23 protein-coding genes are annotated in these 24640 nt (G+C 56.6%); 15 read left to right on the top strand and 8 right to left on the bottom strand.

Annotation, left to right across the window (positions count from 1 at the left end):
• Positions 1-622 precede the first annotated feature (622 nt).
• Positions 623-2818 (top strand): DNA topoisomerase I, encoded by a 2196-nt coding sequence (gene topA, locus A3L02_RS00270; protein WP_088862088.1) that lies wholly within the window; start codon positions 623-625, stop codon positions 2816-2818.
• Here topA and A3L02_RS00265 read toward each other — a convergent pair whose 3' ends face one another.
• Genes A3L02_RS00265 through surR form a run of 3 tightly spaced genes read right to left on the bottom strand, consistent with a single transcriptional unit; the run spans position 2819 to position 4912 of the window.
• Positions 2819-4000 carry a geranylgeranyl reductase family protein gene (locus A3L02_RS00265; protein ID WP_088863790.1) on the bottom strand — a complete coding sequence of 394 codons (1182 nt, stop codon included), beginning with the start codon at positions 3998-4000 and terminating at the stop codon, positions 2819-2821. It lies immediately after the preceding gene.
• A 5-nt stretch (positions 4001-4005) separates the two neighbouring features.
• Positions 4006-4209 carry a DUF362 domain-containing protein gene (locus tag A3L02_RS00260; protein WP_054833837.1) on the bottom strand — a complete coding sequence of 68 codons (204 nt, stop codon included), beginning with the start codon at positions 4207-4209 and terminating at the stop codon, positions 4006-4008.
• Positions 4181-4912, bottom strand: coding sequence for a sulfur metabolism transcriptional regulator SurR (gene surR, locus A3L02_RS00255; protein ID WP_088862087.1), 732 nt, complete (start codon positions 4910-4912; stop codon positions 4181-4183). The genes A3L02_RS00260 and surR overlap by 29 nt, the downstream gene beginning before the upstream one ends.
• Before the next feature lie 132 nt (positions 4913-5044).
• On the opposite strand from surR, the gene pdo reads away from it, so the two are divergent.
• A complete protein-coding gene (gene pdo / locus A3L02_RS00250; RefSeq protein ID WP_088863789.1) occupies positions 5045-5725 on the top strand; it encodes a protein disulfide oxidoreductase in 681 nt (226 codons plus the stop codon).
• Between the two features lie 150 nt (positions 5726-5875).
• On the top strand, positions 5876-6799 hold the full coding sequence (locus A3L02_RS00245; protein ID WP_088862086.1) for a hypothetical protein: 924 nt from the start codon (positions 5876-5878) through the stop codon (positions 6797-6799).
• Between the two features lie 756 nt (positions 6800-7555).
• Here A3L02_RS00245 and A3L02_RS00235 read toward each other — a convergent pair.
• A complete protein-coding gene (locus A3L02_RS00235) occupies positions 7556-8254 on the bottom strand; it encodes an acetate--CoA ligase family protein (protein ID WP_088862085.1) in 699 nt (232 codons plus the stop codon).
• Positions 8255-8403: 149 nt separating this feature from the next.
• Between A3L02_RS00235 and A3L02_RS00230 the strand changes: the two genes are divergently transcribed.
• Entirely contained in the window at positions 8404-9714 is a 1311-nt protein-coding gene (locus tag A3L02_RS00230) for a DUF4139 domain-containing protein (protein ID WP_394335147.1), read from the top strand.
• Here A3L02_RS00230 and A3L02_RS00225 read toward each other — a convergent pair.
• Complete coding sequence (locus A3L02_RS00225; RefSeq protein WP_088862083.1) at positions 9711-9944, bottom strand: hypothetical protein; 234 nt, start codon at positions 9942-9944, stop codon at positions 9711-9713. The two genes, A3L02_RS00230 and A3L02_RS00225, sit on opposite strands and share 4 nt — an antisense overlap.
• 103 nt (positions 9945-10047) lie before the next feature.
• On the opposite strand from A3L02_RS00225, the gene A3L02_RS00220 reads away from it, so the two are divergent.
• The 3 genes from A3L02_RS00220 to trmBL2 all read left to right on the top strand — a co-directional run bounded on the left by A3L02_RS00220 (position 10048) and on the right by trmBL2 (position 16934).
• Positions 10048-10590, top strand: coding sequence for an SWIM zinc finger family protein (locus A3L02_RS00220; RefSeq protein WP_088862082.1), 543 nt, complete (start codon positions 10048-10050; stop codon positions 10588-10590).
• A gap of 39 nt (positions 10591-10629) precedes the next feature.
• Entirely contained in the window at positions 10630-15759 is a 5130-nt protein-coding gene (rgy, locus tag A3L02_RS00215) for a reverse gyrase (RefSeq protein WP_088862081.1), read from the top strand.
• A 380-nt stretch (positions 15760-16139) separates the two neighbouring features.
• A complete protein-coding gene (gene trmBL2, locus A3L02_RS00210; RefSeq protein ID WP_088862080.1) occupies positions 16140-16934 on the top strand; it encodes an HTH-type transcriptional regulator TrmBL2 in 795 nt (264 codons plus the stop codon).
• 82 nt (positions 16935-17016) lie between these two features.
• Here the strand turns inward: trmBL2 and A3L02_RS00205 are convergent, their stop codons facing one another.
• From A3L02_RS00205 to A3L02_RS00195, 3 genes are read right to left on the bottom strand one after another with little or no spacing between them, the layout of a single operon-like run.
• Positions 17017-17229, bottom strand: a complete 213-nt coding sequence (locus A3L02_RS00205) for an ArsR family transcriptional regulator (RefSeq protein WP_088862079.1) — start codon at positions 17227-17229, stop codon at positions 17017-17019.
• The gene (locus A3L02_RS00200) at positions 17226-17549 is read right to left on the bottom strand and encodes an Sjogren's syndrome/scleroderma autoantigen 1 family protein (RefSeq protein ID WP_088862078.1); all 324 of its coding nucleotides are present in this window, start codon (positions 17547-17549) and stop codon (positions 17226-17228) included. Before A3L02_RS00200 ends, A3L02_RS00205 begins: the two co-directional genes overlap by 4 nt.
• Positions 17550-17554: 5 nt before the next feature.
• Complete coding sequence (locus A3L02_RS00195) at positions 17555-18280, bottom strand: arginase family protein (RefSeq protein WP_088862077.1); 726 nt, start codon at positions 18278-18280, stop codon at positions 17555-17557.
• A 153-nt stretch (positions 18281-18433) separates the two neighbouring features.
• Between A3L02_RS00195 and hxlAB the strand changes: the two genes are divergently transcribed.
• The 8 genes from hxlAB (at position 18434) to aspS (ending at position 24633) form a co-directional block, all read left to right on the top strand.
• Positions 18434-19654, top strand: a complete 1221-nt coding sequence (gene hxlAB / locus A3L02_RS00190) for a bifunctional 3-hexulose-6-phosphate synthase/6-phospho-3-hexuloisomerase (protein WP_088862076.1) — start codon at positions 18434-18436, stop codon at positions 19652-19654.
• Between the two features lie 8 nt (positions 19655-19662).
• Positions 19663-20418 carry an FtsZ/tubulin family protein gene (locus tag A3L02_RS00185; protein WP_088862075.1) on the top strand — a complete coding sequence of 252 codons (756 nt, stop codon included), beginning with the start codon at positions 19663-19665 and terminating at the stop codon, positions 20416-20418.
• A 1-nt stretch (position 20419) separates the two neighbouring features.
• Complete coding sequence (locus A3L02_RS00180) at positions 20420-21064, top strand: TIGR02253 family HAD-type hydrolase (protein ID WP_088862074.1); 645 nt, start codon at positions 20420-20422, stop codon at positions 21062-21064.
• Positions 21061-21243: a hypothetical protein gene (locus A3L02_RS00175; protein ID WP_088862073.1), complete on the top strand. Its 183-nt coding sequence runs from the start codon at positions 21061-21063 to the stop codon at positions 21241-21243. Before A3L02_RS00180 ends, A3L02_RS00175 begins: the two co-directional genes overlap by 4 nt.
• The gene (locus tag A3L02_RS00170; protein ID WP_088862072.1) at positions 21240-22049 is read left to right on the top strand and encodes a DUF4392 domain-containing protein; all 810 of its coding nucleotides are present in this window, start codon (positions 21240-21242) and stop codon (positions 22047-22049) included. The genes A3L02_RS00175 and A3L02_RS00170 overlap by 4 nt, the downstream gene beginning before the upstream one ends.
• A 4-nt stretch (positions 22050-22053) precedes the next feature.
• The gene (locus tag A3L02_RS00165) at positions 22054-22674 is read left to right on the top strand and encodes an HD domain-containing protein (RefSeq protein ID WP_088862071.1); all 621 of its coding nucleotides are present in this window, start codon (positions 22054-22056) and stop codon (positions 22672-22674) included.
• A gap of 96 nt (positions 22675-22770) precedes the next feature.
• The gene (locus A3L02_RS00160) at positions 22771-23283 is read left to right on the top strand and encodes a KH domain-containing protein (protein WP_088862070.1); all 513 of its coding nucleotides are present in this window, start codon (positions 22771-22773) and stop codon (positions 23281-23283) included.
• A 33-nt stretch (positions 23284-23316) separates the two neighbouring features.
• Positions 23317-24633 (top strand): aspartate--tRNA(Asn) ligase, encoded by a 1317-nt coding sequence (gene aspS, locus A3L02_RS00155; protein WP_088862069.1) that lies wholly within the window; start codon positions 23317-23319, stop codon positions 24631-24633.
• Positions 24634-24640 lie beyond the last annotated feature (7 nt).

Below are 24640 nucleotides of genomic sequence, written 5' to 3'. Positions count from 1 at the left end.
GGATAGCGCTCCTTCGGAGTGCGGGAGAATCCTAAACCCCCTGAATTTGGCCTTTTAATCTTGAATTCGGAGTTCAGTGGCCGTTTGAGGGTGCAAACACTCACGAGAGGGCAGTCAAAAGGAATCACCATTTTTCGCCAGCCTTTTCCCAAAAGGCTGATCACAACCCTTTTGAAAAGCGTTGACGGAAAACTGGCGTGCGGTTTTAAAGTTCGGTGTTTTAGCGTGGATTAACACTCAACTTGTCCATTTTGCAGGGTTTCCTGTCCACAAGGCGCCCGAAGGGCGCCAGAATAACCGTGAAACCTGCTTAATATCTTGTTTTAAGGGTAATCCACTATCTTATCCCCAATTTTAAAGCGCACGCTTATCATTCTTTGAATTTTCAAAAGAAAACACCCTTTTCGCCAGCCTTTTCCCAAAAGGCTGAAAGGCACCCTTCGGGCATCGGGGGAATAAACCCTTTTTAAGGTCTGTCCTTTAGGGTTCCCCGTTGAGACCCCCAATAACAATCCCCTGATGAGGAGCCGCAAACTTTCGATCAAACTTTGCGGAGCAAAGCTTGTTGGGCAACTCACGAAAGGATTTTTATACCTCTCTTCCAATCGCTTCCGGTGTCGTCATGGTCACGCTCATCATCGCCGAGAAGCCCAACGTCGCGAGGAAGATAGCCTACGCCCTGGCCGAGGGTAAACCCGTGAGGAAGACCATCGGAAAGGTCCCCTACTACGAGTTCACCCGCGATGGGAAGAGGATAATCGTCGCTCCCGCCGTTGGCCATCTCTTCTCCCTCGCCCCGAAGGTCAAGACCTACGGCTACCCCATCTTCGATATAGAATGGGTGCCGGTTTACGTCGCAGAGAAGGGGAAGGCCTACGCCAAGGACTACATAAAAGCCTTAGCCACCCTCGCAAAGCGGGCCGACGAGTTCGTTGTTGCATGCGACTACGACACCGAGGGCGAGGTCATAGGATACACCGTCCTGAAGTACGCCTGCGGCGTTGACCCGGCGAGGGCGAAGCGCATGAAGTTCTCCGCTTTAACCAGGAAGGACCTGCTAAAGGCCTGGTACAACATCGAGCCGACGATAAACTTCGGGATGGCGGACGCGGGGATAGCGCGCCACGTTCTGGACTGGTACTGGGGCGTCAACCTCTCGAGGGCCCTGACATCTGCCATAAAGCGCGCCAGCGGGAAGTGGATGGTTCTCTCGACGGGAAGGGTTCAGGGGCCAACGTTGAAGTTCCTCGTGGACCGGGAGCGGGAGATCCAGAACTTCAAGCCCACCCCGTACTGGGTCATAAGGATGCTCATCGAGAAGAACGGGGAGAAGTACACCGCCAACTACGAGAGGGAGCGGATACTCGACGAGGAAGAGGCCAGGCGCATCGTCAAGGAGGCGAAGAAGGGCCCAGCTTTCGTGGAGAAAATCGAGATAAAACAGCAGAAGAGGAACCCACCCGTGCCCTTTGACCTCGGAACCCTGCAGAGGGAGGCCTACTCCGCCTTCGGCTACAGCCCGAAGAAGACGCTGGAGATAGCCCAGAAGCTCTACGAGAAGGGTTACTGCTCCTATCCCCGCACCTCGTCGCAGAAGCTCCCCAGGAACCTGAACTTCCGCTCCATACTCCAGAATCTCGCCAAGTTGCAGGAGTACAAGCCCTTCGCCCACGAGCTCCTTGGCAGGGAAAGGCTCAAGCCGGTCGAGGGTAAGAAGGACGACCCGGCCCATCCGGCCATCTATCCAACTGGAGAACTCCCCAAGGCAGGAGAGCTCACTAAGGACGAGGCCAACCTCTACGACCTCGTGGTCAGGCGTTTCTTAGCACTCTTCATGGACCCCGCCGTCAGGGAGACGATGAAGCTCATCATCAACTCCAACTCTCACCGTTTCATTCTGAGCGGGGCGAGAACGGTCAAGGAGGGCTGGCTGAAGGTCTACGGGAAGTACGTCAAGTTCGACGAGGTTCTCCTGCCGGCTTTTAAGGAAGGAGAGCCGGTGAAGGTTCTCGGGATAAAGCGCGAGAAGAAGAAAACGAAGCCGCCCGCTCGCTATTCGCCCGCCGCGGTCATAAAAAAGATGGAAGACCTCGGGATAGGCACCAAGGCCACGCGCGCCCAGATACTTGAAACCCTCTACAGCAGGGGCTACATCGAGGGAAAGCGGAAGATAAAGGTCACCCCCCTCGGAATGCGCGTCGTGGAAGCTCTCGAGAAGAACGTTCCGGACATAGTCAGCGTCGAGCTGACGAGGGCCTTCGAGGAGAAGATGGAGGACATAATGGCCGGGAAGGCCAAGAGGGATGAGGTCATCGAGGAGAGCAAGGAGGGGCTTATCAGAATCCTGAGGGTCTTCAAGGAGAAGGAGCTCGATATAGGCCGGATGCTCCTCGAGACCACCGGAACCGGCGTGACCACATCAAGATCTTCGGCTAAAAAAGCCGGAGCGGTGAAGGAGCTGAGCGAAGAGGAGGAGAACGCGGTTAGGGGGGCCGTCGATGGGAAAAACGACGGGGAGAAACGCAGAAAACCCCTCGTCCTCGGCAAGTGCCCCAAGTGCGGCGGCGACCTCGTGGTGCGCTACAACAGAAAAACGGGCAAGCGCTTCGTCGGGTGCTCCAACTGGCCGAAGTGCGACGTCACCTACCCCCTCCTCCAGCGCGGCGAGATAATCCCGACGGATAAGACATGCTGTGGCGGTGCGCCGGTGGTCAGGATACGCGAGAGGGGAAGGGAGTACGAGGTATGCGTGGACATGAACTGCAGGGACTGGAAGAAGGACGGGAACGGCAAAAAGGGCAGAAAAGGAATGGGATGATCAAATCAGCTGTTTCAGGAGCTTTATCCTCCTGGGGCTCAGTATGACCTTCGGGTGCTTCAGGAGGGCCTTGATGACCTCCACGTAGTCGCCGCCCGCTATCTTCTCGGCGTCGGCGCCACTGAGAACCTGGATGAAGAGGTCGAGGTCCTCGTCCGTGAGCTTTTCAGTTACCTTCCTGACCTTGAGAACCTTCTCGAGCCGCTTTCCGTCCGTCTCCCACCACTCCTTCGTGTAGTTCTGGAGCAGGGAGAGGTTCTCCTCCTCGAGGGCCCTAACTATCCACTTGCTCGCTATGGTTCCCGCTTCCATGGCCTCGGCCATACCACCACCGTGCATCGGGTTGACCTGTCTCGCGGCGTCGCCGACCACTACAACGTTGTCCTTCGCCAGCTCCCTGACGAAACCGCCGACCGGAACGACGCCGACGTTTACCTCGAGGAGCTTCCTGGCGGGGATGTTGTTGTCCCTCAACCACTTGTCGAGGTAGTACTTAGCAGTTTCAGGGTTGTCGGAGTTTATGCCTATCCCGACGTTGGCCCTGTCCTCGTCCTTCGGGAAGACCCAGACGTAGCCCCTCGGCGCTATCTCGTTGCCGAACCAGAGGTGGATTAGATCCGGGTCGTAGCCCTCGATGAGCATCTCGTACTCGTAGGAGGAGTCGAACTCGTGCGGCGGGGCGTAGGTGTTTATGCCGGCCTTCCTCGCGATGGTGCTCTCCACACCGTCGGCCGCGACTATGATATCCGCGCGTATCTCGACGGGCTCGTCCTCGTGCTTGGCCCTGATCCCGGCTATCCTTCCGTCCCTCCTTATGACGTCCGTCGCCTCGGTTCTGGCGAGGACGTCGGCACCGGCCTTCGCGGCGTAGTAGGCGAGCATCTTGTCGAAGACCTTCCTCTCGAGGATGACCCCGCTGACCTCTTTATAGCGGAGCTCGAGCTCGTGGCCGCTCGGCGAGTAGAGCTTCGCCCCGTAGATCTCGCGGTTGATGTAGCGTCTGTCGTAGGGGATGTCGTACTTGTCGAAGACCTTGATGCTTATCCCCTCGGCGCACTGCTTCGGTGCGCCTATGGCGGGCTTTTTATCGATGAGCAGAACCGAGAAACCGGCTCTGGCAACGTTCCTCGCAACTATGGGGCCGGCGATTCCGGCGCCGACGACAACGACGTCGTATTTCATCTCGTTCATTCTTTCACCTCCAGCGGCTTGGCGCTGAGCGCTCCGACCGGACAGGCGTTGATGCATATCCTGCAGCCTATGCATTTATCCTGGAAGAACTCCCATCCGCTTGAGTGGACCTCGATGGCGAGCGTTGGGCAGACGCCCGCGCAGCCGCCGCAGAGGTAGCACTTATCTTCGTTAACCACGACCCTTATCTTCTCCGCCATATTTGACACCGCCAAGCTTTTGTTTCAGTTTTTCTCCGTCGATTTTAATTAACCCCTCTTTTATCGTTAACGGTACGAACCTGTCCAGCTCCTGGGCCTTCACGAGAACCTCCCTCTCCTTGAGGTTAAGCCTGTCGCTCAGCTCGTCGATCGTGGCCTCGCCGTAGAGAAGGAGGTAGTGCAGTATCGCCAGCTGGGTCATGTCGCCTATTTCCGCGAGGTAGCGCTCCTTGATCCTTTTCATGAGCCTGTCGCGCCGGCTTTCAACCGCCTGAAGAGCCCCGAGTATCTTCTCGAGCTCTGACGTCAGCTCCAGGAAAGAATTCACCATCTGGAGGAGACTCCCGCCATCTACCGGTATCCGTGTCAGGTCGATTTCCACGCGTTCAAGCTTTTCGGAGGGGCCCTCGCCGATATCGAGCCCCCTGTACCAGAAGATGTTCGGCGTTACCGTTGCGACGTAGGTATTCGAGATGGCTATGTTATAGTACTTCCTCGCGGGGCCGATGAAGGGTCCCTCCCTCTCGTAGGACTTCAGTATGCCCTCGCGCTCCATGATTTTAAGGTGCTTCGCCACGGCCGTTGAGGACACGCTAACCTTGCTGCTGAGGAAGCTGAAGTAGCACTCGGTGCAGGTGAGGTGGCTCAGCAGGTCGCGCCTCACTCTGTTCCCGAGGATGTAGAAAATGTCGGGTTCATCCATGGCCTACACCACCCAAATCTGTGACGTAAAGCTTATATAGTGAACATTTAACCTTAGGTTGCAAACTGGAGTTTAAACTCCAAGAAGACATTGCAATCCAATCGTTATAAACCTTATGTGGAGGTGTGCATGATGGGACTGATTAGCGACTCCGATAAGAAGGTCATAAAGGAGGAGTTCTTCTCCAAGCTGACGAACCCCGTCAAGATCATCGGGTTCACGGGAAAGGATCACTGCCAGTACTGCGACCAGCTCAAGCAACTCATGAAGGAGCTCAGCGAGCTCAGCGACAAGCTCACCTACGAGTTCCACGACTTCGACACCGAGGAGGGCAGGAAGATAGCGGAAAGGTACAGGATAGACAACGCCCCGGCCGTCACCATAACCCAGGACGGAAAGGACATGGGCGTCAGGTTCTTCGGCCTCCCCGCCGGACACGAGTTCGGGGCCTTCCTCGAGGACATAGTCGACGTCAGCAACGCCCGGACCGACCTCATGCCGGAGAGCAAGGAGGAGCTCGCCAAGATCGACAGGGACGTCAGGATACTCGTCTTCGTGACCCCCACCTGCCCCTACTGCCCGCTCGCCGTCAGGATGGCCCACAAGTTCGCTATCGAGAACACCAACGCCGGCAAGGGCAGGATACTCGGCGACATGGTCGAGGCCATCGAATACCCGGAGTGGGCCGACAGGTACAGCGTCATGGCCGTGCCAAAGATCGTCATACAGGTGGACGGCGAGGACAGGGTGCAGTTCGAGGGAGCCTACCCCGAGAAGATGTTCATGGAGAAGCTCCTCGCGGCCCTCGAGTGAGGGTTCCCCTTTCCCTCGTTTCCCGTTTTAATACCTTCGATGTCTGTTTTGGCACCCCGGTATTGACCTCTTCCCGATGGTTCGGGCGTGCGGTTTTGGGTTCGCGGAAAGGTTATAAGTCACCAAGTTCAGCCCCCCGTGGGTGAGGAGATGGCGCTCAACGTGGGAGGGGTGGAGGTCCTTTTTACCGGTGAGCTGGACGATGGTTTCGAGGAGGCTTTTATGGGTCTCTTCGCGAGGAGGTACCTGCCGGACGTCCTCGAGGGCTCGGGAGACCCGGATATCGCGATAGAGAGGTTCAGGGGTGACAGATTCAGGGTCTTTGGTGCCATCTACGACGTTTCCGGAGTTGACAGGTACAAGCTCGAGGCGGGAGTTCCTTCAGCCTACGGCAACGAGGCACCGGTGTTCTTCCTCCTCCAGGCCGCCGCCAGGGCCGCGATGAAGAGGGGCAGGATATTCCTGACGGACTCCGTTTCTGTTGTGAAACCCGATGGAACTGCCGTACTCTTCGTGGGTTACCCCCACACCGGAAAGAGCACGATGTCGGCGCTTGCCCTCGCCAGAGGACTAACGGTGCTCAGCACGGAGAACACGGTGATAGAGGTTCGCGACGGGAGGCTCGTCGTCGTTGGCGGGACGAACGTTCTCGTCTACGACCCGAAGGTCGAGGAGATCCACCACATCAGGATCCCCCACGACACCCAGACGAGGAGCGGTTACAGGATAAAAGACCTGTCGGACGATTCAGAACGTAGGGCGCTCCTCAGGAAGGGAGTCGAGATAGACAAGATGGTGGTGCTCCACGCCGCCTTCCGTTGCTCGGGCGCGAGTTTCTCGACGATCAAGGGGAGGAAGGTCAGGAAAACCCTCTGGTACTTCTCCACGGCCCTTATGAAGGGCCTCGACTACTACGAGCCCATGCCCCTCCACGTTCCGATGACCGACGAGATACAGGAAAACCTGCGGGAATTCCTCCACGTGGCCTCATCTGCATATTCAGAGAGGATGTTCGAGGCCTTCGGTGGCCACAGGGAGATATTCGAGCGCGCCTTCGGGATACTTCTTGAGTAGAACTTCGCCAACGTGTAGCCATGTGCCGGGAATGGAAAGAAATCACAGCATCGTGAACAGGTACCGGAGGACTTCGTGCGCCATCTCTTCGATTCCGCGTGGATCCGTGCCCGACCAGTGGAGTAGCGCGTCCCACAACGGGAACAGCAGAATGAAGATCGCGAAGAAGTACGGGCCGGCTGGCCCTTGTTGCTGATGTACATCCTCGTCCGCATCAGTCCCCACGAGGCCAGGTATATCGTCAGCACCGCCACCGGCCCAAGGGCGCCACCGTAAACCGTCATCATGAGAAAATCGCCGAAGGCCCATCGTTTTGTTATCGCCCAGTCGTAGAAACCGAGGAAGAAACCCGTCAGCAGCCCCCACTCCGCGGCGGGGGAGTCCATACTTCTCAGGGTGACGTTGAGCAGGGGCAGACCCATGAACACCACGGTTAAGAGATTGATCTTGTAGGACCTGAGATCGGATATCGCCCAGATGAGTCCCAGAAATATCATTATGTTACCTTAAATGGAAATTCAACGGGGTAACTCACCCCGTCGGGAGTTCCAGGAAGTCATTCCAGTCAGGGACGTCTATTCCCTCGGGCTCACGTGGAAGGATGGACTTATCGGGCACTGTCATCTTCTCAGAGGACAATTAAGTCCGCATGCCCTGTAACGATGGTTAGTATATAACCGCCGTTATACATGGCCCCTATAAACCGCCCCGAATGCAACTACGGCAAGGAAACATGGAAGAGAAAAGAACAAGCCCTCAGAGGAGCATCCTCGCGTCGACGGCGACCGCGGAGTCCTCGTAGGCGAAGATCGGGTTGATGTCGAGCTCCTTTATCTCCGGAAGCTCGAGGGCCAGCTCACCGACCTTGACGATGATGTCCGCCAGGGCCTCGATGTCAACGGGCTTCTCGCCGCGCGCCCCCGCTAAAATCGGATAAGCCTTTATCTCCTTTATCATGTCGAGGGCTTCCTCCCTCGTTATCGGGGCGACCCTGAAGGAGACGTCCTTGAGTATCTCGACGAAGATTCCACCGAGGCCGAACATGATGGCCGGACCGAACTGCGGGTCGCGTATCATACCGACTATGACCTCCTTGCCGAGCGGGAGCATCCTGTAGACTATGACGCCCCAGAGGTCCGCGTCGGGCTTGTAGTTTCTGGCATTCTCCATAATGGTCCTGAAGGCTTCCCTCGCCTCCTCGTCGCTCTTGATGTTGACCTTGACACCGCCGGCGTCGCTCTTGTGGATTATCTGCGGGGAGACTATCTTCATGACGACCGGGTAGCCTATCTCCCGGGCGAACTTCACGGCCTCCTCCTCGTTGGTCGCGACCTTGAACTCCGGAACCGGGACGCCGTAGAGCTTGAGTATCTCCTTGGCTTCGGGCTCGACCAGCGGCCTGTTCTCGGCCTTGGCCTTCTCGATGATCTCCTTAGCCTTCTCAATCCTGTCCATACCAATCACCCCATCAGCCTGACGATTCTCAATCGGCCCGGGTGGTTAAAAGGGTTTCCATTTGCAAACCTCTGTTCTCCTTTCGCTTCCAACGGACTTGAAGCGATGTCCTGGGTATAAATACCTTGAGAACCAAAGTATCAGCGGTGATGGCTGTGAAGAAGAAAATCCTCGCGGGTATCGCGGGAGTCTTGATAGTGATTCTGGCGGTTTTTTCCTTCCATACGGGTGAGGCCTCGCGGAGCGAAACAACGGTGGTCCTCTACAACTCCGCCAAGATAGGGGTCGTTGAGAGGGTCATGAGCTTTGAGCTCAAGGAGGGCATGAACGACGTTCCCCTCAACGAGCTCGCAGGGCTCAACATCGCCGAGGTTACCCTCAGGCCGCTCGACCCCGGAGTTGAGGTCCTCGGGGTCTTCAGCAGGGGCCAGGGGGGAGACGTTTACTCCTCGAACATCGGAAGCGAGGTCGAGGTCAAGCTGAGGAGCGGCGAAACGGTGATGGGCAGGTTCCTCGGCTTCAAGAACGGGAACATCGCGATAGAGGGGGACGGCTACTACCTCATCAACCCGGGCGAGGTGGCCTACTTCAAGGCCAAGAACCTCGAGGGAAAGGCGAGCGTTTACGCTGTTCTCCAGGCCGGGAAGGCCGGGAAGTACAACGTGAGCGTAACCTACCGCGTCGCGAACATGAGCTGGGAAAGCAGGTACAAGCTCTACGTCGGCGACAACGCGACCCTCTACGGCTACATAGTCCTCAACAACCCCACGGCCCAGGAGTTCAGGGACGCGAAGGTTCTCCTGGTCGCGGGCGACGTCCAGCTGTACCAGAATCTGCCCCAGCCGAGGGTTCTCTACAGCATCGCGGAGAAGGGAGCCGAGAGCGTCAACGCTGGTGGGCCGGAGAAGGTGGAGGCGTTCTACCTCTACAAGCTTGGAATAGCGGACATCAACCCGGCGAGCACGATGATGTACCCGTACATAAACTTCGAGGCGCCCTTCAAGAGGGAGTACCTCTACGAGAGCTGGCCATACGGCGGAGAGGGGCCCGTCTACGAGTCGATATCCTTTAAGACCGAGAAGGTTCTTCCGGCAGGAATCGTCGAGGTTTACAGGAAAACGGACGACGGGGCGCTCCTCATCGGTGAGCGGGTTATAGACCACACCCCCAAGGGTGATACGCTGAGGATAGGCATCGGCAGGGACTACGACCTCCAGGGAAGCACCACCGTTCTCCAGGAGAAACACGGCGACCATTACGCCTACTACAAGATCAAAGTAACCATCGAGAACCTCGGAAACGAGAGCAGGACGGTCATCGTCAGACACCACAAGTTGGGGAGGATCCTGAGCTCGAGCGTCGAACCCATCGACGAGACCCAGGGGTACGTCGAGTTCAGGGTCACGGTCAACCCGGGAGAAAAGAAGGAGATAGTCTTCGACTACGAGAACCGCTATTAGCTCTTGCGGAGCGTTATCTCGAACCTCTTCTCCCCTTTTGTCACGTCGAGGACGAGGCTCTTGTCGTAGTCCACGAACTTCGTGCTTATCACCGCGTAGCCCTCTCCCTTGAGGAACTCCGCCATCTTAAGCCCGAGGTCGTCGAAGAACTCCGCCGCCATAGTGGCCATGCTCGGCTCCTCCACGCCAAGCTCATCGTGATAGCGCCTCGCGAGCTCAAAAACGTCCATGGTCACCACCAGGTATAGTGCTCATCGGGGAATAAAACGGTTGCGGTTAAGGGGCTTACGAAAGGCTTAAATCGAAGCTGCCCAAAGCCCCAGCGTGAGCGCCATGGACGAGAAGACCCTCAAAAAGGGGGAGCGCTATTACAGGGCGGGAAAGGTTCTCTGGGTAGTCAAACATGGAAACAGGCTCTTCTCCAAGGTTCTGGGCACGTATCCGTACTACGTCGAGCTCGACCTCTCAACAGGTGAGAACAGCTGTACCTGCCCGCTCGGTGGAGACTGCAAGCATGTGGCCGCCGTGAGGACGGCATACGAGAAGGGGTTCTACTTCGAGAGCTTCGACAGGCACGCGGAGCTCTTCCCCGAGTCGGTCGCCATGGAGTTTCTGGCTGAAGTGCCCGATCTGGCGCTCGACGTTACGTTAAAGGAGCTGAGGTTCTCCCTCAGTACGGACGAGAGCGGAAGCGAGGTCGCCAGGCTGTTCAGAAGGGCCCTGAAGCTCGTGGAAAAGACGGGCAGGATGGAGGCCCTCCACGTCCTTGAGGAGGTCCTCGAGGAGTACAGACACGTCTTCAGCGACTACGAGCTCTCGGCGAGGCTCGAGGACGAGCTGAGGGAGCTCGAGGCGACCCTCCAAAAACCCTTATAAATCCCTTCAACCCCAGATGGAAACCCAGAGGGTGGGAAGATGAAGGCGATTTACCGCGAGATGTGCCCGAACTGCTTCGGCAGGATCTCCGACGAGAGGCTCTACCTCAAGAACCCGTGCGACGATTGCCTCGATGAACCCGTTCACGCTGATTCCTATTTTGACCTCGTCACGGGCGTTAGGAACGCCCTCCAACTTAAAGGCACCCTCAAGGAGTGGGAGAGGATACACTCCCTCGAGAAAGGATTGAGGGAGGTCGAGGACTTCTTCAGGAAGGCCACGGGCTTCACCTTCTGGAGCGCCCAGCGGACGTGGGTGAAGCGTCTACTCAAGGGGAGGAGCTTTTCCATCATAGCCCCCACCGGAATGGGCAAGAGCACCTTCGGGGCCGTCATGGCCGTCTGGCACGCCACGAGGGGGAAGAAGAGCTACATAGTCGTCCCCACGACGCCGCTCGTCATCCAGACGGTTAAGAAAATCGAGGCGATAGTTGAGAGGGCGGGCGTCGAGGTCAACCTCGCCTACTACCACGGCAACCTCCGCAAGAGGGAGAAGGAGGAGATGCTGGCGAAGATCCAGAACGGGGACTACGACGTACTCGTCACCAGCGCCCAGTGGCTCGCGAGGAAGTACGACGAGGTTCTCGACGGGAGGCACTTCGACTTCATCTTCGTCGACGACGTAGACGCCTTCCTGAAGGCCAGCAAGAACATAGACCGCTCCCTCCACCTCCTCGGCTTCGACGATGAGGTAATAGCGAAGGCCTGGGAGATAATCCGCCTGAAAAGGGAGATGAGCAGATACCTGAACGGCCGCGCCAAGGATGGGGAGGAGAAACTCAGGGAGCTGAACGCGGAGATATCGAAGCTCCAGCGGGAGATAGATGAGTTCAAGGCCAGGAACGATATAGGCATCATGATAATCGCCTCGGCGACCGGTTCCGCGAGGGGCGACAGGATAAAGCTCTACCGCGAACTCCTCGGCTTCGAGGTCGGGAGCGGCCGCTCGGCCCTCAGGAACGTCGTTGATACCTACCTAAAGCCGGATAAGGGCATAAAAGAGCACGTAGAGGAGCTCCTCGCGAGGCTCGGAAAGGGCGGGATAATCTTCACGCCCGTGGATCAGGGGTTGAGCTACGCCGAGGAGCTGGCCGCCTATCTCCGCGAGAGGGGCTTTAGGATAGAGCTCGTCAGCTCGAAGAACAAAAAGGCGATAGAGCGGTTCGAGAACGGTGAGGCCGACTACCTCATAGGTTCCGCCACCTACTACGGCTCCCTCGTCAGGGGGCTTGATCTACCTCATCTCATACGCTACGCGGTCTTCACGGGGGTTCCGAAGTTCCGCTTCGGCATGGATCTGGAGAGACCGACGATATACCGCTCCCTCGGGTTACTGAGCGAGATAATGGACTTCCTGGGCGACGAGGACAGGAAGAAAGCCGAGAGGCTCCACGCGAGGTTGAGGCGCCTCATCCGCAACATCCCGCAGTTCGAGCTTTTAAAGATCGAGGAGGCCCTCGCGGAGGGTCTCCCGATGGAGAACGCTTTCCACAACCACGTCCTCGACGTTTTCCGCGAGCTCGTCGATTTCCTCAGGAGTGCGCTCAAGGACGAGGAGGTTCTCAGGAAACTCGCCGAGGACCCCTTCGTCAGCGTGAAGGAAGAGGGTGGAAAGTGGTACATAGAGATTCCGGATGTGAGGACCTACATCCAGGCCACGGGGAGGACGAGCAGGCTCTTCGCCGGTGGAATCACCAAGGGGCTGAGCGTCCTCATAGTGGACAACGAGAAGGTCTTCAACGGCCTCGTGCGGCAGATGCGCTGGCGCTTCACGGAGTTCAAGATGCTTCCCTTCGAGGAGCTCGACCTCGACGGGGTTCTCAGGGAGATAGACGAGGACAGGGAGAAGGTCAGGCTCGTCATGGAGGGCAAGATAAGCTCGAAGGTAAAGGACCTCGTGAAGTCCGCCCTCATGATAGTAGAGAGTCCGAACAAGGCCCGGACGATAGCCAACTTCTTCGGCCGGCCCAGCAAGACGAGGATAGGGGATTTGGTCGCCTACGAGGTGAGCATAGGGAAGGTGATGCTGACGATCCTCGCCAGTGGCGGGCACATGTTCGACCTCGTGACGAACGAGGGCTACCACGGCGTCCTGACAGAGGAGAGAGACGGGGTTATGAGGTTCGTTCCCGTCTACGACACCATCAAGCGCTGTCGGGACTGCGGGCATCAGTTCGTCGACTGGGAGGAGAAGGGGGTGTGCCCGCGGTGTGGAAGCAGGAACGTCCGCGACGCCCTCGAGAACGTTAAAGCGATGCGGGAGCTCGCGCAGGAGGTCGACGAGATACTCATAGCTACCGACCCTGATACCGAGGGGGAGAAGATAGCTTGGGACATAAGGAACGTGCTCGGCCCCTACGCGCCCAACATCAAGCGTATAGAGTTCCACGAGGTCACGAGGCCCGCGATACTGAAGGCCATCGAGGAGGCGAGAGAGGTAAACGAGGGCCGCGTCAACGCCCAGATAGTGAGGCGCATAGAGGACAGGTGGATAGGCTTCGAGCTGAGCCAGGAACTCCAGAGGGTCTTCGAGAACCACAACCTCTCCGCCGGGAGGGTCCAGACGCCCGTCCTGGGCTGGATAATCGAGAGGTATAAAGAGTTCACGGAGAGCGAGGTCTACTTCCTCGGCCTGACCCTTGAGAACGGCCTCCAGTTGACGGTTGAACTCGGAAAGGACGGCAAGAACGTCGAGCTCCCCGAGTACGTGACGGTGGAGGATGTTCGGCTTGAGGAGCGAGAGCTCAATCCAATGCCCCCATACACCACCGACGAGATGCTGAAGGACGCCTCGACCTTCCTGAAGCTCTCGGCGCCGGAGACGATGAGGCTGGCTCAGGACCTGTTCGAGGCAGGTCTCTGCGTTACGCCCGATACGGTAGTTAGCATGGCCGATGGAAGGATAATGAGCATTGAGACTGCAGTTAAAGGCGGGGAAGGGAATCTCCTGGGGATCAACGGGCTAAAGGTTAAAAACGCCGAAGCGACGGAATTCTGGGAAATCAACTGGAATGGACCTTTGAAGATCCTGAAGCTCAAGAACGGTCACGAAATAAAGGCGACTCCCGACCATGGGCTCCTCGTTATCAGGGACGGAAAACTCGGATGGGTTTCCGCGAAGAACATAAAACCCGGTGACTACGTTGCCTTCGCGTACAATACGGGGCATCCCGGAAAGGAGGAGTACACCCTCCTTCGGATGCTCGTTGAACTGAAAATCACCGACGTTATGGTTGAGCTCGAGAAAGAATACTTCGATTCAAAAATCGCCCCCCTCATCAGGGAGAGGATAAAAACCAGCACCAAATATAAATACCTCCGTAACCGCGTCGTCCCTCTGAAGAAACTCCTTGAGTGGGGAGTCAATGGATACGAGCCCCACGTCCGCTCTCTCTACCGCCAGAGGACCGGAAGCAAGAGGATTCCAAACTTTAAACTTGATGAGAACTTCTGGTACATCTTTGGACTTGTCCTGGGGGACGGAACACTGAGGGGAAGCAAGGTCCTCATTTCTCAGACTCCCCTCAAAGGGGTGAAGGAGAGCCTCGAGCAAACGTTTCCTTTCCTTCACGTCTTCGAGACTACGAACCAGGTGGGCTTTTCAAACTCAATTTTGGCGGAAGTTTTCAGGCGTCTCGGGGCCCGTTCCGGTGAACTCCATCCGATTATCTTCACGATCCCCGAGAACATGATGAACGCCATGATGGCAGGCTACTTCGATACGGACGGAACGTTCTCCCTGCTACACGATAAAAGAGGCGTTGACCTCAGGGTGATTCTCACCTCAAAGCGAGGGGACGTTCTCAAAAGACTAAGCGTTTACCTGTATCGTATAGGTATCCTCAACTACCTGAGAGAGAACGGGAGAAGAGGTGGCTGGGATCTCACGATAAGCAACCGCAGTCTTGGAGCCTTTAAGGAAAAGATATACCCCCACCTAAGAATAAGACGGAAGCAGTTTGAGGAAGCTTACTCCGCATACAGGGGAACGAGGAAGTCCATGGAGTCAGACCTCATACCCGTCGGGAACGTTATCAAAAACCTTGGATTCCCCGAAGGGGTCAAGGTCAAAATACTTAGGGAGGAGGGCATAGACGTCTGGAACTGGTTGAAAAAGCCCGGAAATGTTCCCCGGGATAAACTCGTGAGGGTTCTAAGTTACGCGGAAGACGGAGAGATCAAGGAATATCTGCGCTCACTCGTTGAGGCCAACGTAACCTGGGTTGAGGTCTCCGAGGTGAGGGAAACTCGTTACACCGGCAAGCTCTACGATTTCACAACCACAACCGGGAACTTCATAGCAAACGGCGCCGTGTCCCATAACTGCACGTATCACCGCACCGACAGCACGCACGTCAGCAACACCGGAATAGAGGTAGCCAAGGAGTACATCACCGGGGAACTCGGCGAGGAGTACTTCAAACCGCGCCACTGGGGGGAGGAGGGAACCCACGAGGCCATAAGGCCAACGCGGCCGATAGATACCGGGAGACTGATGCAGTTGATCCGTGACGGCGTTATCCAGCTCCCCAAGAACCTCACCAGGAACCACTACCGCCTCTACGACATGATATTCCGCCGCTTCATGACGGGCCAGATGAAGGCGGCGAAGCTCCTCATGGAGAAGGCCCTCATCAACGCGGGAGTCGGGAAGGTTGAACTCGAGGGGTACGTTGAGGTTCTTGAGGACGGGTGGACGAAGCTCCGCTCCCCGCCCTTCAGGCAACTACCGAGGCTCGAACCCGGAGCGAGGTTGAAGGTCGTCGAGTCCAAGAGGTGGAAGGCGCCCAAGGTCCCGCTCTACAGTCAGGGAGATGTCATAGCCCTGATGAAGGAGCGGGGGATAGGAAGGCCCTCGACCTACGCGAAGATAGTCGAGACGCTCGTGAGGCGGTACTACGTCATCGAGACCCGCGGACGGAAGAAGCTCGTACCGACAGAGCAGGGCATCAAGGTCTACCACTACCTCATAAGCAAATATAAAGACCTCGTCAGCGAGGAGAAGACGAGGGAGCTCGAGGAGACCATGGACCTCATCGAGGACGGGAAGGCCGATTACCAGGAGGTTCTGGGAAGGCTCTACGGGGAGATAAGGGAATACCTGGGGTGAATTCTTTCCATTTCCCGTCGAGGTTTTTATCTCTTCGGGAAGTGGATGGTATTGGTTTTAAATTATGTCATTTTGTTCGGTTTATGGTACACAATAGGGGGAAAGATCCAGAAAAAGATTACATGATGTTCCCATAATTTATCATGTCCTGTCCGTCTGAGGGCCCGACGGCCCCCATAAATTTTGCTCCCCAGTAAAACCAAAAATTTTAAAATCTATTCAGTAGTAACCCCTTTGTATGTCTATGCAATCCGGGTAATATTTGGCAGAGTCATGCCCGGATAATCAAAGGGGCATAACCCCGCACACTAAGCACCTATGGAAAAAATTTATATGGGATGAAGCCCCAAACAGAAATAGAAAATACGGTGGTGGTAAACATGGTTAAGGACAGGATGGTTGAGCTCCTTCAGGAGCACTTTGAGTTGAACCTCTACGAGGCAAGGGCGTACGTGGCACTGGTTGGCTTTGGAGTCCTGACGCCCGCCGAGCTCGCCAGCGTCTCCGAGGTTCCGGCCCCGAGGACCTACGACGTCCTCCGGAGCCTTGAGAAGAAGGGCTTCGCCATAAGCCAGCCCGGCAAGGTCAACAAGTACAGGCCGGTGCACCCGGAGAACATCCTCGAGAAGTTCATCGAGGAGTGGCAGGAGCGCGTCAAGGAGGAACTCGAGGCCAAGAAGAAGGCCAAGGAGGAACTCCTCGAGCTAATGAGCCCGCTCATCGAGACCGAGATTCCGAAATACGGCGTCGAGAGGGTCTGGGTCGTCAGGGGAATAAGGAACGCCACCCTCAAGACCAAGGAGATGTTCGAGGGCGTCAAGGACCAGATACTACTCGCCGACGACGGTTACATCGCCATCAACCTCGAAAACGACCTCATAAAGGCCATCGACAACGGGGCCAAGGCGAAGATAATCGTCACCGAGAACGTCTACCACAGGCTCAGCTCCTCTAAGATACTGGACTACTACAAACAGGGCAAGCTCGAGCTCAGGATAATCGACAAGCTTGAGCTCCCGATGCTCATCTGCGACGATGAGGTCTTCTTCGCCCTCGAGGACATGGCGGCGAGGTACTTCAACTACGAGACCCAGATATGGATCAAGGACTTCCGCGTTAAGGCCCTCTTCGAAGGCAAGTTCAACGAGTACTGGGAGAAGGCCAAGAAGGCCTGAACTCCTTTCTCTTTTCTATCCTGTTATTATCTACTTGCTTTTTCAGTCATCCGATGGTTCTCAGAGGACGAGAAAAGAAAGTTCAAACGTACTTGAACTCCTCCTCGGCCTCGCTGGGCTCCTTTATCTTCCAGAAAATCTTTCCTTCCTTCTGATAGCTCTCCACCTTACCCCCTTCCGCGAAACGGAGGAGGTACCTCCTTACCTCCGCCTCCGAAAGCTTCGTGGCCTCAGCGATTTCTTTTATGGTCTTGGGGCCATCCTCCAGCGCTTTTAAAACCCGGACGTTCTTCATTCCCCTCCCTCCAGTTTTTTATAGCGTTCCAACACCTCTATTATCTTCTCCATCACCCTTAAATGTTTCTCAAGCCCCCCTATATCGTCCGGAAGGGAGTTGGCCAGTTCGTTCAGCTTCTCCCTTAATCTCTCCTCGACGCCCTTCGTCTCCGCTTTTCTCCGCTTTTCTCGATATTCGCAGACCGGGCAGAAGACCCTGCCGTCCTTCTCGAAGAGCGGCGAGCCACACTTGGGGCAGTGCCTGTCGAGCATCTTCGCCCCGGAGAGCATGAGGGGCATTATGACGTTCCTTATCTCCTCGTCCGTCGGGCCGTTCATTCGGATCACCCAGCTAAAAGTTGAAATACCTCCAGGAAGGCCTTCTTTCCAAGTCTCGAGCGACGGATCCTATCGGAGACCTCGGCTATGTCGAAGGCGATTATCCTGAAGTTCTCCTTTATCGCCTCGAGCAGATCGAGGAGTTCTCCAAGCGTTAACTCGCCGTGCTGGAAGCGGGCTATCCTGTACTCCGGGCGGAGGACGTCGAGGTCAACTGTCAGGTAGATCTCCTCCCCCAGGTACCTCTTCGTTTCCGCGATTATCTCCTCAAGGGAGCTGGTTTGAAGGTTTCTGTAGGCCCTCCATTTCCCTCTGATCCTTCTGCTTCTGAGCAACGCGGGGAATACCTTGACCCTCCGCGTCCAAAGCTGGGTCCTCTCGGTGGTCGGTATCATTAGAACCGGCGCGAGAACGGCCGCTCTATTTACCTTGCGCTCCTCGAGGGAGTATGCCAACCACGAGCCGTGGTCGAGGTAGTCGTGCATGAGGTCGGTGTGGGCGTCAACGCTGATAAGGGACTGCGGACGGAGCTTTTCTATTATGCCGTAGGTGGCGAGGTGCTCGCCGATTATGTACGCGCTATCCATCGGTACACGGTCGGCCAGCAGTTCAACCCGGCTCGACTCCACTATCATGTAATCGTCGATGAGCTTGTTCCTCTTGAGGAGCTTCAGAACGTAGAGAACACCCTCCCTGTTGGGCTTCTCGCCGAAGGGGATGAACGTTACCATCGATTCCACCCACCGAAAATCACCTCCCCACCTTTTAAACGTTGGTGGGAGTTCCCGACGTTGGTCCTTGGACACAATTCTGTCAAATTCTGATGCCAAAGTTTAAAAAGTAGCCCCGTAAGGTTAAAACGAAAACTCCCTGGAGGCGAGGGAATGATACTTCAGGTTGCCCTTGATCTTACGGACATCGAAACCGCCATTTCTATCGCGGAGAAGGCGGCCCGCGGTGGCGCCCACTGGCTGGAGGTTGGAACACCCCTCATCAAGAAGGAGGGCATGCGCGCGGTTGAGCTCCTCAAGAGACGCTTTCCGGACAGGAAGATCGTCGCGGATCTGAAAACCATGGACACCGGCGCCCTCGAGGTCGAGATGGCCGCGAGGCACGGTGCGGACGTCGTTTCCATCCTCGGCGTCGCGGACGACAAGACGATAAAGGACGCCGTTGAGGTGGCCAGGAGGTATGGAATCAGGGTTATGGTCGATCTAATCGGCGTTAAGGACAAGGTCAAGCGGGCCAAGGAGCTCGAGAAGATGGGTGTTCACTACATCCTCGTTCACACGGGCATAGACGAGCAGGTTCAGGGCAAGAGTCCGCTCGAAGACCTCGGAAAGGTCGTCAACTCCGTCAACGTTCCCGTTGCGGTTGCGGGCGGACTCAACCTCGAGACCATCCCGAAGGTCATAGAGCTCGGGGCGACGATTGTGATAGTGGGTGGAGCGATAACAAAGGCCAAGGATCCGGAGGAAGTAACCAGGAAGATAATAGACCTCTTCTGGGGAGAGTACATGATGACGATAAGGAAGGCCATGGTGGACATAACCGAGCATGTAAACAACGTCGCGCAGGAACTCAGGATAGAGCACGTTCGCGGCTTCGTTGATGCCATGATAGGGGCCAACAAGATATTCATCTACGGTGCCGGGAGGAGCGGTCTCGTCGGCAAGGCCTTTGCGATGCGCCTCATGCACCTCGACTTCAACGTTTACGTGGTCGGCGAGACCATAACGCCCGCCTTCGAGCCCGGGGACCTGCTCGTGGCCATCAGCGGTTCCGGTGAGACCAACACCATCATCGACGCCGCTAAGATAGCCAAGGAACAGGGCGGAAAGGTCGTGGCGATAACGTCCTACGCGAACTCAACCCTCGGAAAACTCGCCGATGTCGTCGTCGAGATACCGGGGAGGGCCAAGACGGACGTTCCAGCCGATTACATAGCGAGGCAGATGCTCACCAAGTACAAATGGACGGCCCCGATGGGAACCCTCTTCGAGGACTCCACGATGGTCTTCCTCGATGGCGTCATAGCCCTCCTGATGGCAACCTTCCAGAAGACCGAAAAGGATATGAAGAGGAAGCATGCGACCCTTGAGTAGGGGTCGTCATGCGGTCTTTTGCCCATCTTTTCGTTGGAATCGGAAACGCGGGGGCAAGGATAGTCAACGGGATAACCGCCGATGGAGTGGTCAAGGTAACCGTTAACCCCGCCTACTACCTTCTTCCCAACTCCGATAGGTACGAGGAGCGGCTCAGGAGATTCTTCTCCCGCCTCCCCGAGAACACGTTCCTCTGGCTAATCTTCGAGGACAAGGAGGTGAACCACGAGCTCAGGGAGATAATAATCGATAGTGCCCCGGGTGACACAATAAAACTCGCGTACGTTCTAACCCCCGGAAAGGAACTCGCCGTTGGGAAGAAGCCCCCCTGGGCTAAGGATTTTGAAACGGTCTTCTACGATTCCCTCTGGGACTTTCTCACGGATGAGAAGGCCTCGCTGTCAGCCGCGTTTGAAGAGGCCTCAAGGAGCATCGCCGACATGTTCTCCCGGCTCCACTACTACCTCGAGACCCAGATGCTCGTCAACATAGACTACGCGGACCTCTTCAACATGATACGCGGCGGCAACGTCGGGATCCTCCGCACCCTTCGGAAGGTCGACTTCGGGTGGCACTGGGGCATCTGGGACAGGGGGCTCGTGGGGATCCTCGTTGGAAAGGACTTCCCGCTGAAGGACGCCCACGGGATCCTCAAGAGATTTCAGGATATACTGGCCGAGAAGGACATCATCTGGGGCGTGGTTATGGACGAGAACCTAACCAGAGAGGTCGAGATACTGGCGCTCCTGGTCAAGGGGTGGTAAAATGAAGGCGGTTCTCTTCGACATAGACGGGACGATACTGACGGAGATGCCTCTCATCCAGCTATTTCTCCCCAGGGTTTACGAGAAGCTCTCCAGGAAGTTCGGGATCACCAGAGAAGAGGCCAGGGAGCGGTTTCTAAGCGAGATCTTCGGGAGGAGGGACACCTACGACTGGCACGACTGGAACTTCTTCTTCAAGCTCTTTGAGCTCGACCTCAGGTACGAGGAGCTTTTGAGGAGTTACCCGCACAAGCTTCACGTCTACCCCGACACGATCCCGACCCTGGAGTGGCTTAGAAACGCCGGATACGGGCTCGGCGTCGTGACGAGCGGGCCGGAGTACCAGCGGCTGAAACTCAGACTCGTCGGACTGCTGGATTACTTTGACGTTGTCGTCACCCGTGATGACGTTAACGCAATAAAGCCCGAACCAAAAATATTCCTCTACGCCCTCGAAAAGCTTGGCGCCGAGCCGTCGGAGGCAATTATGGTTGGAGATTCCCTCAGTCAGGACGTTTACGGCGCCAAAAACCTCGGGATGACCGCCGTGTGGATAAACCGGGATGGTGAGAACGGATACAACATGGCCGATTACGAGGTAAGGAGCCTTCACGAGCTTAGAAAGATACTGGGGGGATGGGAATGAAGGAGATATTCGACCTGGAAGGCGTGTTCGTTGGTTACAGGGAGAAAAAGGTCAAGCTCCAGAACGGCCACGAGCTGACCCACAGGAGCGAGGAACCGACGGAGCTGTGGTGGAAGCTCAAGGAGGCGATAAAGGGCAAGAGGGTCAGGATAATCGCCTACGAGGTCGAACGGGAGTGATAGCCCATCTAATCAACACCGACGTCGGCAACAGGGGGGTCCTCCGGGTTTACCTCGACTACCGCCGGGAGAGTCCCAATTTTTTACATAATTCTGCGAAGATATTTTTGAATAATTATGGAAGGACTTTGGTCGTAACGGGCTTCCCGATTCCTCCAGCGATGAAGGCTGAGACCGACGGTCCGCCGGGGGCGCTTGCGATAGTTAAGGCCGTGGAAGCCCTCGGTGGACGGGCGGAGATACTAACCTACCCCGAGGTCAGGAAGGCCCTCGAACCGTTTCGTCCTGGCTTTGTGGACGATCCAGCGGTCGAGAACTACTCCCTCGTCGTAGCGGTGGAAACCCCCGGGAGGGCGAAGGATGGAAGCTACTACTCCATGAGCGGGCTTGAGATAACGAGGAAAACGTTTGATCGGATAATCCTGGAGGCAAAGAAACTCGGGGTACCCACGATAGGGATAGGAGACGGGGGAAACGAGGCCGGAATGGGAAAGATCCGCGACCTCGTTGAGAAGCACGTTCCCCACGGGGAGAGGATAGCGAGCACCGTTGAAACCGACGGGCTGATCCTCTCCGCCGTCTCCAACTGGGGGGCCTACGGGCTCATCGCCCAGGCCTCTCTGGAGTTCGGTAAGAACCTTCTTTCCCGCTGGGATGAGCGGGCTGTGGTCGAGACGGTATCGAGCCTCGGACTCATAGATGGTGTCACCAAAACGCAGACGCCAACGGTCGATGGAATAAGCCTCGAGGTTCACGAGAGAATCGTCGAGCTTTTAAACGCCCTGGTGGATGAAAGGCTAAGGTGATGGGATGAGGCTCGAGGAGTTCATAACGGACGAGGGGAGCCGCAGGCTCATAGAGAGAACCCGCGAGTACGCGAGGCACTTCTTCGATAGGGAAGGAGCCCACGGCTTCAGCCACGTCGAGCGCGTCTTCAACCTCTGCATGCACATGGGGAAGGAGGAAGGGGCTGACCTCGAGGTTCTGGCCCTCGCCGCGCTCCTCCACGACGTTGCCAGACCGCTGGAGAGCGCCGGGAAGGTCGATGACCACGCCGTTGAGGGGGCGAGGATAGCGAGGAGCTATCTCAAAAGTCTGGGTTACCCCGAGGAGAGGATAGCGGCCGTCGCTCACGCCATAGAGGCCCATCGCTTCTCCCGTGGACCCGAGCCGAGAACCCTCGAGGCGAAGATCTTGAGTGACGCCGACAAGCTCGACGCCATCGGCGCGATAGGGGTGGCGAGGGTCTTCATGTACTCGGGCGAGCACGGGAGGGACGTCGAGGCCTCGCTGAGGCACTTCGAGGAGAAGATACTGAGGCTCAAGGATTTGATGTACACCGAAACGGCCCGGCGTATAGCGGAGGGGAGGCACGCCTTCACCGTTGCTTTCATCGAGCGCATAAGGCGGGAGATGGAGGGCGAGATCTGAACTTTTCCCGCCTTTTCTCCCATAATAAGGTTTTTAAATGACCTCCAGAATTTAGGGTTAGCCCCTTAGGTTCATTCTTTGGACGGAGGTGAGGAGATGAAGGCGCCGATCTGTGAGGTGTGTTTGAAGACCGACGGTATTCTCTGTCCGGCCGACGAGAAAAAACTTCAGGAAGGGATCATATCCGAGCTGGACGTTAAGGTCGCGAGACTCCTTTACCGGCTCATCGATGACGCTGATATGGAGTTCAAGAAGGCGGTTGAGGCCGGGGATCTAATAGTAATCATGGTCGGGGAAGGCGACGTCCCGATAACCATTGGAAAGGGCGGCAAGAACATAAAGGCCTTAACAAGGGAACTTGGGAAGAGGATACGCGTTATAGAGGCCGCAGAGGTTAAAGGAACCGAGGACGTTAAGAAGCTCGCCACCGATCTCTTATATCCAGCAAGCGTCTTCGGGGTCAACGTCGTCTACAAGCCGGGAGGGGGCACCTACTACAAGGTTCTCGTGCTGAGAAGGGACAGGAAGAAGCTTCCCGCGAAGGAAGACGTGCTCGAGAGCATACTCTCCCAGATAGTTGGCTCGGAGGTAAAGATAAACTTCATCTGATTTTTCCTTTAGTGACCGTTCCGGGTGGGGGTTATGTACAGGACGCACTACTCCAGCCAGATTACGCAGGAGTTGAACGGCCAGAGGGTCAAGGTCGCCGGATGGGTATGGGAGATCAAGGACCTCGGTGGAATAAAGTTCCTCTGGATACGGGATAGAGAGGGGATAGTCCAGATCACCGCCCCCAAGAAGAAGGTTACTCCGGAGATCTTCAAGCTCATACCCAAGCTGAAGGCCGAGGACGTCGTGGCCGTCGAGGGCGTTGTGAACTTCACTCCAAAGGCGAAGCTGGGCTTCGAGGTCCTTCCCGAGAAGCTCGAGGTGCTTAGTAAAGCGGAATCTCCCCTCCCCCTCGATCCGACGGGGAAGGTGAAGGCCGAGCTCGACACGAGGCTCGACAACAGGTTCATGGACGTCAGAAGGCCCGAGGTCATGGCGATCTTCAAGATACGCTCCAGCGTTTTCAAAGCTGTGAGGGACTTCTTCTACGGCGAGGGTTTCATAGAGGTCCACACACCCAAGATAATCGCCACGGCCACCGAAGGGGGAACCGAGCTCTTCCCGATGAGGTACTTCGAGAGGGATGCCTTCCTTGCCCAGTCCCCCCAGCTCTACAAGCAGATAATGATGGCCACGGGCCTCGACAGGGTCTACGAGATAGCGCCCATCTTCCGCGCCGAAGAGCACAACACCACGAGGCACCTCAACGAGGCCTGGAGCATCGACGCCGAGATGGCCTTCATAGAGAACGAGGAGGAGGTCATGAACCTCCTCGAGAGACTCGTCGCCCACGCAATCGACCACGTTCGCGAGAACAACGGGAAAGAGCTTGAGACCCTCGGTTTCGAGCTCGAGGAGCCGAAGCTTCCCTTCCCGAGGCTGAGTTACGATAGGGCCCTTGAGATACTCTCCGACCTTGGCAAAACCATAGAGTGGGGCGAGGATATAGACACGGAGGGCGAGAAGCTCCTCGGGGAGTACATGATGGAGAACGAGAACGCGCCCCTCTACTTCCTCTACCGGTACCCCAGCGAGGCGAAGCCGTTCTACATAATGAAGTACGACGACAACCCCGAGATAAGCCGTGCCTTCGACCTCGAGTACCGCGGTGTGGAGATAACCTCCGGCGGCCAGAGGGAGCACAGGGTGGACGTCCTCGTCGAGCAGATCAGGGAGAAGGGGCTCAACCCGGATAGCTTCGAGTTCTACCTCAGGGCCTTCCGCTACGGAATGCCCCCGCACGGCGGCTTCGGTCTCGGCGCGGAGAGGCTGATAAAACAGATGCTCGACCTCAACAACATCCGTGAGGTCATTCTGTTCCCGAGGGATAGGAGAAGGCTAACACCGTAACATCTTT

The sequence above is a fragment of the Thermococcus celer Vu 13 = JCM 8558 genome, from assembly GCF_002214365.1.
GTDB lineage: Archaea > Methanobacteriota_B > Thermococci > Thermococcales > Thermococcaceae > Thermococcus > Thermococcus celer.
This window is presented reverse-complemented; position numbering and strand designations above follow the sequence as displayed.